Raw genomic sequence first — 12,240 nt, 5'->3', positions numbered from 1 at the left:
GTGGAAGGCGACGCCCCTAGGGAGGTCGCCGGTGCCCGTCCCCTTGCCCCTTCTCCTGGCCCTCCTCCTGGCCCTCGTCCCCTTCCGGCCCCTTCTGCCTCCCGCGTCCGCCTCGGCACCCGGCGCCGCGGACGTCCCGCTCACCGCGCTCGGCGCCGACCCGTACGTCAACGCCACCAGCAGGCACGCCACCCAGACCGGCCCCGACACCTACCAGTGGGGCGACACCGTCGTGACCGCCCAGCAGTCCGGCCGCTTCTTCGACGGCGGGGCCTCGGGCATCGCCTACGCCGTCTCCGGCGACGGCGGCCGCACCTGGGAGAGCGGCGCGCTGCCGGGGATCACCGTGTTCGGCGGGGGGCCGTACCAGCGGGTCAGCGACCCGTCCGTGGCCTACGACGCCTGGCACGGCGTCTGGCTGATCGCCTCCCTGGCGATCACCGACACCGGCGGGATCACCGGCGCGGCCGTGCTGGCCAGCCGTTCCGCCGACGGCGGCCGCACCTGGGACGCCCCCGTGCAGGTGGCCGTCCCGCCCCAGGAGGCGGGCCGGGACGCCGATCTCGACAAGCCGTGGATCGCCTGCGACGACACGCCCGCCAGCCCCTTCCACGGCCGCTGCCACGTCGCCTTCGCCGACCTCGCGGCGGACGGCGCGATCAGCATGGCGCGCTCCTCCGACGGCGGGCTGACCTGGACGGCGACCGGCACGCCGGCCTCCGGGACCGGCGCGCAGCCCGTGGTGCGCCCCGACGGGTCGGTCGTGGTGCCGTACCTGGGCCGCGACGGCGCGATCCGGGCGTTCCGCTCCCGCGACGGCGGGGCCACCTGGGGCGGCGACACGCTGGTCACGGCCGTGCAGCGGCACCTGGTCGCGGGCGGCGTACGGGCGCTGCCGCTGCCGTCGGCCGAGGCGGACGCCGCCGGCACCGTGTACGTGGCCTGGCACGACTGCCGCTTCCAGTACCTGTGCGGCGGCAACGACGTCGTGCTGGCCGCCTCCGCGGACGGCGGCCGGTGGGGGCCGGTCGTGCGGGTGACGTCCGACGCGGGCGACCACTTCGTTCCCGGGCTCGGCGTGGACCGGGCCTCCTCGGGCGGCACGGCCCGCCTGGCCGTCGCCTACTACCGCTACCCCGACGCCGCCTGCGCCGCCCCGGCCTGCCGCCTGACGGTCGCCTACACCTCCTCGGCGAACGGCGGGCGCACCTGGTCGCCGCCCTTGGAGCTGCGCGGGCCGATGGACCCGGCGTGGCTGCCGGGCACCGGGCAGGGGTGGACGGCGGGCGACTACATCTCCACCTCGGTCGTGCCCGGCGGCAACGCCTTCCCGGCCTTCGCCGCCGCCGTCGCCCCTCCGGCAGGCGTCTCCGACGTGCGGGGGCACGATGTGCGGGCTTATGACGTGCGGGCCTACACGGTCACGGGCGGCCTGCCGATCACCGGCGGCGGCCCCGCGACGCTCTCCCTGGAGGTCCCCGTCGCGACCGGCGAGCCCCCGCTCACCGGCCCCCTCCCCGTCCGCTGACCCTCGCCACGGGGTTCACGGCCGCCGGAACGCGGCGGCGGTCTCCTCGTCGGCCGGCCAGAACGTCTCGATCGCCAGCTCCGACACCGTGACGTCCAGCGGCGTCCCGAACGTCGCGATCGTGGTGAACATCGACAGCACCCGGTCACCGGCCGCGATCCGCAGCGGGATGAGGATGTCGGCCGGCCCGGGCACGTGCGCCACGTTGAGGTCGACGCCCGGGTAGACGTAGGAGGACAGCTCCTCGTACAGCTCGGCCAGGCGCCGGTCGCCCGACGTCTCGCCCTGCCGCCGGAGCTGGTGCAGCAGGTGGGCGCGCACCTCCGCCAGGTTGAGCAGCCGCCCGCCCATGGCCTGCGGGTGCAGCGACAGCCGCATCACGTTGACCGGCTCCCGCAGCAGCTCCCCGGGCACGCCCTCCATGAACATCCCCGCCGCCCCGTTGGCCGCCACCAGGTTCCAGGCCGCGTCCACCACGACGGCCGGGTACGGCTCGTGCCCGGCCAGGATGCGGTCGAGCGCCTGCCGCACGACCCCCATCTCGGGCGCCCGCACCTCCCGCTCCGGATAGACCGGCGCGAACCCGGCCGCCACCAGCAGCCGGTTGCGCTCCCGCAACGGCACCTCCAGCTCCTCGGCCAGCTTCATCACCATCTCACGGCTCGGCCGGGCCCGCCCGGTCTCCAGGAAGCTGACGTGCCGGGCCGACACGTCGGCCTCGATGGCGAGGTCGAGCTGGCTCACCCGCCGCCGCTGCCGCCACGACCGCAGCAGCTCACCGAAGGTCTCCTCATGTACGGCTACCGCTCCCATGCGGCAAAACCTACCGCTACGGGGGAAGCGTCACGATTACCCGCCAGGTAATGCGGAGCCGTCGCGCGGCCTCCCGCGTGCGTCAGGCGGACGGTGTCTTCTCGACGATCCTCCGTCGCGGAAGCTGACCCATGGGTCCGACGGCAACGGTGAAGCGGCCGGGGCCGAAGGTGACGTCGCCGGTCGGCCCGGGAGAGATGAGACTGTCGCCGGCCTGCAGGTCCGCCTCGAAGCCGGGCAGCTTCAGCCGGATGAGCGCCGGCAGGAGCATCGAGACGGTGAACAGCCCGACCAGCACAGGCGTCGTCACGGACACCATCACAGGCGTCACCTTGTCGGAGACGAAGAACATCACCCAGGTGGTGGCCAGGAGGACGAAGGACAGGGTGGCGACGGCCATCCCGCCCCAGAGGGCGGGCGCCGCCATCTTCATCTCCCGCTCGAGGATCTGGAGGCTGCGCTGGGCCTCGACGTGCCCCTGGTCGCGCTTCAGGCACTCGCGAAGATGATGCCTGGCACGACGCCGGTAGGCGAAGCGGCCACGCGCCTCTATCGCGAGCGATCCCATCTTGTGCTGGGCGACGCCGGCCACGAAGTGGGGATCCGCCTGCCGGTCGGGCGCGAGGCCGACCGAACGCTGCGCCTCGGCGTAGGCCTCCGCGTGGAGGTCGGGGTTCTGCTGCTTGTCCCCCTTCTGCACGAGGAGCCGGGCGAGCGCCAGATGTGTCCGCCACTTCTCCCTCAGCTCCTGGCACGCCAGGGCCTCCCGGAGGACCGCCTCCGCCTCGTTGTCGTTGCCCGCTCGTGCCAGAGTCTGCGCCAGCCCTATCGTGGCGGCGCCGGACCCGGCCTCGACGGCGAGCGCCTGGCGGAACTCGCGCTCCGCGTCGAGGAGGCGGTCATCGCCCAGCTGCAGGAACAGGTTGCCCAGCTCCGTGTGTGCGGCGGTGTCGTACCGGTCCCGCTCGACGGCGGCGCGCAACTGGGTCTCCGCCTCCTCGTAACGCGCCATCTGGACGTACAGAGCGCCCAGATCGGTGCGGCTGCCGTAATGCGGGTCGATCTCGAGCGCGGCTTTCAGGTGGGACTCCGCCGACGCCAGGCTGCCGTACTTGTGAGCGAGGATCCCCAGGCACACATGCGCGGCCGGCTCCTGCGGGCGGCGCCTGAGGATCTCGAAGACGAGGTCCTCGGCCTCCTGCCACGCCGGCCGGCGGTCCTGCCGGACGAGCGCCCATGCCAGGCCCAGCTCGTACTCGTCCTGGTCGGCCCGGCTGTCCACCGCCGCCCTGAAATGCTCCGCGGCTCTGACGTACCCGGCCTCGGCGAAGGCGACCCAGCCCAGGCCGTGCTGCGCTTCCGCACGTTCACGGCTGTTGACGGCGGAGGCCAGCAATTCCTGGAACCCTCGGCGGGCGTCGAGGAAGCGGCGCTCGTCGTGATGTATCCAGGCCAGTTCGGCTTTCAGCGCCCGGTTGCCCGGGCGGAGCGTGAGTGCCCGCAGGATCTCCCGCTCGGCCTCACGGGCCCGGCGCAGCGTGCGGAGCACGGCGGACCTGCCCGTATGCGCCTTGACATGGCCGGGGTCACGGTCCAGGACCGTCGCGAAGCAGGTCAGGGCCGCTTCGAAGGCACGCTGGTCATCATGCAGACAGGCGCGTTCGAGCTGGATGTCCAGATTCCCTGGGCGACGCCGCAGGGCTGCGCTCGCGGCCTGCGCGGCGTCGTCGAAGCGCCGGAGTCTGCGCAGTACCCAGATGTGCCATTCGAGCGCCTCGCTGTTGTACGGATCGCACTCCAGGGCCTTCCTGAAACTGGTCAGTGCCGCCGCGTCCTGGAGCTGGTCCAGGCGCAGGCGCCCGACGGCCACGTGGACGCCGGCGTCGCCCGGACGCCGGGTCAGCGCCTCGGCCGCGGCCTGTTCCGCCTGCTCGAAACGCTTCTCCCAGCGCAGGTGATCGATGCGGCTCTGCAGCGCCAGGGAATGGCGCGGGTCGATCTCCAAGGCTCGGTCGGCGAAGGCCAGAGCCTCTTCGAAGCGATCCTGGTCACTGCACACCTGCGCGCTGGTCATGTGGAGGTCGGGGTCGTCGGGACGGAGTTTCAGCGCCTCGGCCGCGGCCCGCTCCGCCTCGCCGAAACGCCGCCCCCAGCGCAGGAACCCGATCCGGCTCTGCAACGCGCGGGAGTAGCGGGGGCTGATGGCCAAGGCCCGCTCGACAAGGGCCAGCGCTTCGTCGTGCCGGTCCTGGTCGCTGAATGCGTGCGCCCCCGAGACGTAGATGTCGGGGTCGTCGGGACGAAGCCGGACCGCCTCGGTCAACGCCCGCTCCGCCTCAGCGAAACGCCGTCCCCAGCCGAGGAAGTCGATACGGCTGCGCAGCGCCCAGGGGTCCCGCGGGTCGAGCGCCAGCGCCCGCTCCGCCCACACCACCGCCTCGTCCTCCCGGTCCTGGTTGCTGAAGACCCAGGCGCCCGTCACCAGAAGGTCGGGATCATCCGGCCGTAGCGCCACCGCCTCGGCCAGCGCCCGCTCAGCCTCGCCGAGACGCCCATCCCAGGTGAGGAAGTGGATGCGGCTGCGCAGCGCCCAGGAGTCCCGCGGGTCGAGCGCCAGCGCCCGCTCGGCCCACACCACCGCCTCGTCCTCCCGGTCCTGGTCGCTGAAGACCCAGGCGCCGGTGACGTGCACGTCGGGGTCGTCAGGACGCAGCTCGGCCGCCTCGGCCGCGGCCCGCTCCGCCTCACCGAAACGGCGACGCTGCCGCAGGAAGTCGATGCGGCTGCGCAGCGCCGCGGAATGCCGCGGGTCGAGCGCCAGCGCGCGCTCGGCCCACACCACCGCCTCGTCCTCCCGATCCTGGTCGCTGAACACCCAGGCACCCGTCACATGCACGTCGGGGTCGTCAGGACGCAGCTCGGCCGCATCGGCCGCGGCCCGCTCCGCCTCGCCGAAACGCCGCTGCCGCCGCAGGAAGTCGATGCGGCTGCGCAGCGCCCAGGAATGCCGCGGGTCGAGCGCCAGCGCCCGCCCGAGCCGGGAGAACGCCTCGTCATGGAGATCCTGCGCGTTGGCCAGATACGCCGACCTCACGTGGAGGTCCGGATCGTCAGGACGCAGTTCGAGCGCCTCGGCCGCGGCTTGCTCCGCCTCGCCGGGACGCCGTCCCCAGCGGAGGAAGTCGATACGGCTGCGCAGCGCCCAGGGGTCCCGCGGGTCGAGCGCCAGCGCCCGCTCGGCCCACACCACCGCCTCGTCCTCCCGGTCCTGGTCGCTGAAGACCCAGGCACCCGCCATCAGAAGGCCGGGATGATCCGGGCGCAGCGCCACCGCCTCGGCCGCCGCCCGCTCCGCCTCGCCGAAACGGCGGCGCTGCCGCAGGAAGTCGATGCGGCTGCGCAGCGCCAGGGTATGCCGCGGGTCGAGCGCCAGCGCGCGCTCGGCCCACACCACCGCCTCGTCCTCCCGATCCTGGTCGTTGAAGACCCAGGCGCCGGTGACGTGCACGTCGGGGTCGTCAGGACGCAGCTCGGCCGCCTCCGCCGCGGCCCGCTCCGCCTCACCGAAACGCCGTGCCCAGCGGAGGAAGTCGATGCGGCTGCGCAGCGCCCAGGAGTCCCGCGGGTCGAGCGCCAGCGCCCGATCGGCCCACACCACCGCCTCGTCCTCCCGATCCTGATTGCTGAACACCCAGGCGCCGGTGACGTGCACGTCGGGGTCGTCAGGACGCAGCTCGGCCGCCTCCGCCGCGGCCCGCTCCGCCTCGCCGAAACGCCGGCGCTGCCGCAGGAAGTCGATACGGCTGCGCAGCGCCCAGGAATGCCGGGGATCGAGCGCCAGCGCCCGCTCCGCCCACACCACCGCCTCGTCCTCCCGGCCCTGGTCACTGAACAGCCAAGCGCCGGTGACGTGCACGTCGGGCTCGTCAGGACGCAGCTCGGCCGCCTCCGCCGCGGCCCGCTCCGCCTCACCGAAACGCCGCTGCCGCCGCAGGAAGTCGATACGGCTCTGCAAAGCGGAGCGGTGGCGCGGGTCGATCGCCAGGGCGCGCTCGGCACGGGAGAGCGCCTCGTCGTATCGATCCTGGTCGCTGAGGACCCAGGCGCCGGTGACGTGCACGTCGGGGTCGTCAGGACGCAGCTCGGCCGCCTCGGCCGCGGCCCGCTCCGCCTCATCGAAACGCCGCTGCCAGCGGAGGAAGTCGATGCGGCTGCGCAGCGCCCAGGAATGCCGCGGGTCGAGCGCCAGAGCGCGCTCCGCCCACACCACCGCCTCGTCCTCCCGATCCTGGCTGCTGAACACCCAGGCGCCGGTGACGTGCACGTCGGGATCGTCAGGACGCAGCTCGGCCGCCTCCGCCGCGGCCCGCTCCGCCTCACCGAAACGCCGTCCCCAGATCAGGAAGTCGACCCGGCTGCGCAGCGCCCAGGAATGCCGCGGGTCGAGCGCCAGAGCGCGCTCGGCCCACACGACCGCGTCGGCGTCGCGATATTGGTGGCTGCTTGTCCAGCCACGTTCGACCAGCAGAGCCGGGACTTTCGGGAACAGGTCGATCGCGCCCTCGATGCGGGCCGTCGCCGACTCGTGGCGGCGCGCCAGTCGCAGCGCCCTGGCCAGGTTGAGCCAGGCGGCGACCTGGTGCGGATCCATGCTCAGCACCTGTTCGAAACACGCGATGGCCTCGTCGCAGCGCTTCTCCATGAGGAGGACGCGGCCCCGTGCGCTCGTCAGGACGACCGGTTCCGCGAGCGGGCGGGGCGCGTCGTCCAGGCACGCGTGAGCCTCCGTCCATCGATGGAGACGCGCCAGTCCTGTGGCCTTCCAGCCAAGGGCCCGGCTGTTCCCGGGAGCGAGCGCCGCAGCCTCCTCGAACAGGGTCAGCGCCTCCACCGGGCGTGAGCTGTCCGCGTACAGCCTCCCGAGCGAGATGCGGATCGCATGACTGTGCGGGAAGCGCCTGGCCGCCTCTCGCCCCTTCTGCTCGGCCGCGGCGAAGTCGCGTCCGCGCGACAGAGCGGCCACGATCCACCCGGCTGGGCGGTCGTCCTGGGGGAAGCGCCGCTCCGCCTCCTCGAAGACCTGCCGCGCCTCCTCCTCACGACCGGAATCGAGCAGTACGCGGCCCAGCGCGATCCACGGGTCGGCGCTCTCAGGAGAGGCCGAGACGTACCGGCGGGCGGCGGTCTCCGCGAGAGTCCACTCACAGGATCGCCTGAGGACGTCGACAAGCCGGGCCGGCTCTGTCACGTCGCCGCCGCCGGCACGTTGTGGGACCACAGTCAAGCCAACCGCCTTCGAGCAGTGCCGCCTGGCCATCGCCGTACCAGCACACTACGAAGCGGTGGCGGGCACAAGAGAGCCGGTCGCCGCGGCTTTCAGATGACAGGAAGCCCGACAAGCGGGGGGCTTCGGACGTGCCGGGGCGAATCTCCCAGTCCTCGGAACTTGTCGGTGCCGCGTGGCACGATGGGCGCCACAGCGAACATGGGAGCGACACCATGAATGACGCAGTGCTCGCGATCGGCACCCGCAAGGGCCTGTTCCTCGCCCGCTCGCACGGCGGCGGGCCGTTCGAGGTCGAGCCCATCCAGTTCTCCACGGTCGCGGTCCCCTCCGTGGCCGTCGACACGCGGGGGCCCACCCCCCGGCTGCTGGCCGGCATCGAGTACGGCCACTTCGGCCCGTCCGTCATGTACAGCGACGACCTGGGCCGCACCTGGAGCGAGGCCGAGCGGCCGCCGATCGCCTTCCCGGAGAAGACCGAGGCCACGCTGACCCGGGTGTGGCAGCTCACGCCCTCCCCGTCGGAGCCCGGCGTGGTGTGGGCGGGGGTCGAGCCGGGCGCGTTGTTCCGCTCCGAGGACGGCGGGGTGACGTACGAGATGGTGGAGGGGTTGTGGGAGCACCCGCACCGGCCGCGCTGGGTGCCGGGCGGCGGCGGCCTGTGCCTGCACACCATCGTCTGCCACCCCACCGACCCCCGGGTGATGGGCGTGGCGATCTCCACGGGCGGCTTCTACCGCACCGCCGACGGCGGCCTGTCGTGGGAGGCCGCCAACCAGGGCATCCGCGCCCCGTTCCTGCCGGAGGGGCAGCAGTTCCCCGAGTTCGGGCAGTGCGTGCACAAGGTGGCGCGCGACGCCGGCCGTCCCGACCGGCTCTACCTGCAGCACCACTTCGGCGTCTACCGCAGCGACGACTTCGGCGGCAGCTGGCAGGAGATCGGCGCTTCGCTCCCGTCCGACTTCGGCTTCCCCGTCGCCGCCCACCCCACCCGGCCCGGCACGGTCTACGTGCTGCCGCTGCACGCCGACATGGACCGCACGCCGGTCGGCCACCGCTACCGCGTCCACCGCAGCGACGACGCGGGCGGCACCTGGCGGGCGTTCGACCAGGGCCTGCCGGAGGGGCCGGTGCACGCCACCGTGCTGCGCGACGCGATGAGCATGTCGGAGGCCGGGCTGTTCTTCGGCACCCGCGACGGGGAGGTCCACTTCTCCCGCGACGACGGCGAGAGCTGGACGCTGGTGGCGCGGCACCTGCCCGACGTCCTGACCGTGCGCGCGGCGGTGCTGTGACCCATGTCGAGATCCGTGACGATGGTCGTCTTCGTGCTGCCCAGCACGTTGCGGCGGTGGGTGAGCGGGCGGGCCGAGGTCAAGGTGTTCGCCGTGGGCGCCGACCACGACTCGCCGCCCACCCTGGGCTCGGCCCTGGACACGCTGCGCCGTACGCATCCGCTGCTGGAGGAGCGGCTGCGTGACGACTACGGGCGCATCCGCCGGCACATCAGCCTGTTCGTGTGCGGCGAGAACGCCCGGGGGCTGGGCGGCCTCGACTGCGCCCTGCCCCCGGGGGCGGAGGTCTACGTGATGCCCGCCCTCGCCTGAGCGGCGGGCCCCGTCTCCGTGCCCCGGCGGCGGGGGTCAGACCTTGCGCCAGCCCGGGACCCAGGCCCCGTCCTCGACGACGTAGTCGCCGAAGAGGGCGGGGGCCTCCTTGCGCATGAGCTCGCCGATGCGCTGGAACAGCAGGCGGATCTCCTCCTCCGCGCCGGCGGCGGTGCGGGCCTCGATCGTGTGCCGCAGCGTGCGCACGTTCGCCGTCCACACCAGCCCCGTCGCCAGGCCCTCCGGGGCGAACCGGCGCATGAACGAGGTGCGGTGCTTCTTCTCCGAGAACGGCACGCCCTCCTCGTCGAGCCCGAAGTGGCCGGCCATCCAGAGCTGGAACTGCTCAAGCTGCTCCAGCACGGCCGTGGCGCGCTTCATCAGCTCCTCGTCCGCCTGCGCCCACTCGGGGAACCAGAACGGCAGCTCGTCCAGGCGGACGAAGCGCAGCGACTCCTGCGAGATCGCCACCCCAGGACGGTGCCGGACGAGCTCGTGGGTGAGCACCCGGCTGACGTTGTGCAGCACGAAGCTGAAGCTGACGTGCTCCAGGACCGAGCCGTGCGCGCTGGCCAGGATGTTGCGCAGGTAGTCGTCCTGGTTCTCCCTGATGCGCACGACGTTCGGGTTGAGACCCGGCTCGAAGGAGCGGTAGCAGAGGCGGCCGGCGAACTCGGCCAGGTTCTGCGCGTCGAGGTCGCCGCGGTCGAGCCGCTCCAGCCAGCTCTCACCGCCGACCTCGGCCAGGTAGCGGGCCAGCTCGTCGTAGTCGAGCGACGGACGGGCCACGATGAAGACCTCGGGTTCGACACTGCGCATTTCTCTGGAGCCCCCGCTCGGTTGGGTACGTGGTGACGGCAGTCATGCATCCAACCAGGTGGGGGGCTGTTTGGGAAACGGGGCTCGTCAGAGGCGGTAGATGCGGCGGGCGTTGCCCGAGCCGATCATGTGGGCGATGCGGGCGGCGTCCGCGACGCTCCACTCGCCGTCGCGGACGCGGGCCGCCAGCGCGGCGCCGAGGGCGCGGCGGTAGTACAGCGCGCCCAGGAGGCAGCTCTCGGCCAGGCCGCGCGAGCCGGAGCTGAAGAGCTGCTTGTGGAAGGGGGCCAGCTCCAGCAGGTCCTCCATGACGCGGGCCGCGGCCGCGGCGCTGTGCGGCAGGGCCAGGCCGACGTCCACGTAGACGTGGGGGTGGACCGCGGCGAGGTAGGCGGCCTCGCGGTGGAAGGGGTAGCAGCCGAGCAGGATCAGCGGCAGGCCCAGGGGCTGGAGTGCGGTGATGAAGGCGCTCAGGCGGGCGGGGTCGGTGCGGTGGGGGGCGGGGGGCTCGGGGGGTGTGCTGAGGCCGTTGCGGAGCAGCTCGGACGCACTCACCCCGGCCCCTCTGCCCCCGCTCCCGACCCCACCGCTCCCACTCCCGGCCCCGGAGCCCCCATTTCCAGCCCCAGCGATCCCGCTCCCGGTCCCACCGCTCCCGCTCCCGGTCCTGGCGCTCCCGCTCACGATCCCAGCTCCACCGCTCACGATCCCGGCGCCTCCGCTCGCGGGCCCAGCCCCACCGCTCGCGGGCCCAGCCCCACCGCTCGCGGGCCCGGTGCCCCGGCTTCCGGCTCCGGCGCTCCCGTTCGCGGCGCCGGCGCTCCCGCTGCCGCTCCCGTTCGCGGCGCCGGCGCTCCCGCTGCCGCTCCCGTTCGCGGCGCCGGCGCTCCCGCTTTCGATCCCGCCGCTTCCGATCCCGCCGCTGCTCTCGCTCTCCCCGCCACGCTCGCGTACGCCGCGGCGCTCGCTGCCGGCTTCCTCACTCCCGCGCCCGCTCCCGCTCCCGCTGCTGTGGCCGCTCCTGCCGGCGGGGTCGCCGGTGGGCGCGTCCGGGGCTGCGTCACGGCCTGGGGCGCTCGTGCCTGGCTCCGCGTCCCAGCGGGGGCCGGCCATGCCGGGCTCGGCGTCGGCGCGGCTGCCGGGCCCGACGGTGTGCCCCTCGCCCACAGGGAAGCCGTTGAGGCGGGTGGGGCCAGGGAGGAACGCGTCGAAGCCGCCGCCCAGGCCGATCTCAGCGCCGAGGCCGGACGTGGGGCCGGCCGGGCGGGACGCCCGGGAGCCGCCCGGGCCCGCGCCGCTGCCGGTCGCGTACTCGTCCCTGACGGCAGGGCGGGGGGTGGGGGCGGTGGAGGTGGGGAAGCCGGTGTGGAACTGGAGGGGGAGGCCGCGTTCCCTGGCGACGTCCACGGCGCTCCACAGCAGGTGGCGCAGCAGCACCGGGTCGGTGAGCGGCTCCTTCGGCGCGGCCAGGCGGCGGTTGGCGGCGGCGATCACCGAGCCGCGGCTCGGCCGGGCCGGGTCGAAGTCGAGCCCGCACCGGGTCGCGATGACGGTCTTCAGCCCGACGGCACGGGCGGCGCGCGCCGCCAGCTCCTCGGCGAGCGTGTCCAGGTAGTCGACGGCGAGCGCGGAGGTCTCGGCGACGTCCTGCTCGATCTGCTCGATGCGGACCAGCTCGTCGGCGGCCGCGCCGCCGTGGCGGCCCATCTCGGCGGCCGACAGCAGGTCGAGGTCCTCGGGGCCGGTGTCGACGAGGAAGGCGACCACGCCGGCGGCGGCCAGCAGCCGCCGGTTGACCTCCGTGGCCCCGAGGTCGGTCCGGCGGGCCAGGTAGACGGCGGGCGGGGCATGCGGCTCCAGGTCGAGCAAGGGGGCGCACCAGCGCCGCAACGCCAGCCCGTACGGGGTGTCGAAGTGCGTGGTGCCGGGAGGCGCCGGAGCCCCGCCTTCGCTGATGAGCAGTTCGAACCGGGCCCGGGTGAGGTCGTCCCGCCGCACCCCGTGGCAGTGGTGGTCCACGAGCGGGGCCAGCAGCGCGTCACGCAGCGTGGCGGGCAGATCTACGGGGAGCATGCGGAGACTCTAGGGGAGCCCCGCACGCTCCCGCGCCGGTTTTTGCGAACGCGAGGAGTGCGGGAGACGGCGCGAGAACCCGCCCGCGTCCGGCGGCCACGGACGGACGGCCGAGC

7 protein-coding genes are annotated in these 12,240 nt (G+C 73.8%); 3 read left to right on the top strand and 4 right to left on the bottom strand.

Annotated features, from left to right (window positions below; genetic code table 11):
* Positions 1-31 precede the first annotated feature (31 nt).
* Positions 32-1,528: a sialidase family protein gene (locus tag MF672_RS36535; RefSeq protein ID WP_242376722.1), complete on the top strand. Its 1,497-nt coding sequence runs from the start codon at positions 32-34 to the stop codon at positions 1,526-1,528.
* A gap of 15 nt (positions 1,529-1,543) precedes the next feature.
* Here MF672_RS36535 and MF672_RS36530 read toward each other — a convergent pair whose 3' ends face one another.
* Together MF672_RS36530 and MF672_RS36525 are read right to left on the bottom strand one after the other, a co-directional pair.
* Positions 1,544-2,341, bottom strand: coding sequence for a helix-turn-helix domain-containing protein (locus tag MF672_RS36530; protein WP_242376721.1), 798 nt, complete (start codon positions 2,339-2,341; stop codon positions 1,544-1,546).
* Between the two features lie 82 nt (positions 2,342-2,423).
* Entirely contained in the window at positions 2,424-7,658 is a 5,235-nt protein-coding gene (locus MF672_RS36525; protein ID WP_247815604.1) for a tetratricopeptide repeat protein, read from the bottom strand.
* A 182-nt stretch (positions 7,659-7,840) separates the two neighbouring features.
* On the opposite strand from MF672_RS36525, the gene MF672_RS36520 reads away from it, so the two are divergent.
* Entirely contained in the window at positions 7,841-8,920 is a 1,080-nt protein-coding gene (locus MF672_RS36520) for a WD40/YVTN/BNR-like repeat-containing protein (protein WP_242376720.1), read from the top strand.
* A gap of 3 nt (positions 8,921-8,923) precedes the next feature.
* Positions 8,924-9,232 (top strand): ubiquitin family protein, encoded by a 309-nt coding sequence (locus tag MF672_RS36515; protein WP_242376719.1) that lies wholly within the window; start codon positions 8,924-8,926, stop codon positions 9,230-9,232.
* Positions 9,233-9,268: 36 nt separating this feature from the next.
* On the opposite strand, the gene thyX is transcribed toward MF672_RS36515, so the two are convergent.
* Positions 9,269-10,051 (bottom strand): FAD-dependent thymidylate synthase, encoded by a 783-nt coding sequence (thyX, locus tag MF672_RS36510; RefSeq protein ID WP_242376718.1) that lies wholly within the window; start codon positions 10,049-10,051, stop codon positions 9,269-9,271.
* An 87-nt stretch (positions 10,052-10,138) separates the two neighbouring features.
* Entirely contained in the window at positions 10,139-12,124 is a 1,986-nt protein-coding gene (locus MF672_RS36505; RefSeq protein WP_247815603.1) for a hypothetical protein, read from the bottom strand.
* Positions 12,125-12,240: the final 116 nt, after the last annotated feature.

The sequence above is a fragment of the Actinomadura luzonensis genome (assembly GCF_022664455.2).
Lineage (GTDB): Bacteria > Actinomycetota > Actinomycetes > Streptosporangiales > Streptosporangiaceae > Nonomuraea > Nonomuraea luzonensis.
This window is presented reverse-complemented; position numbering and strand designations above follow the sequence as displayed.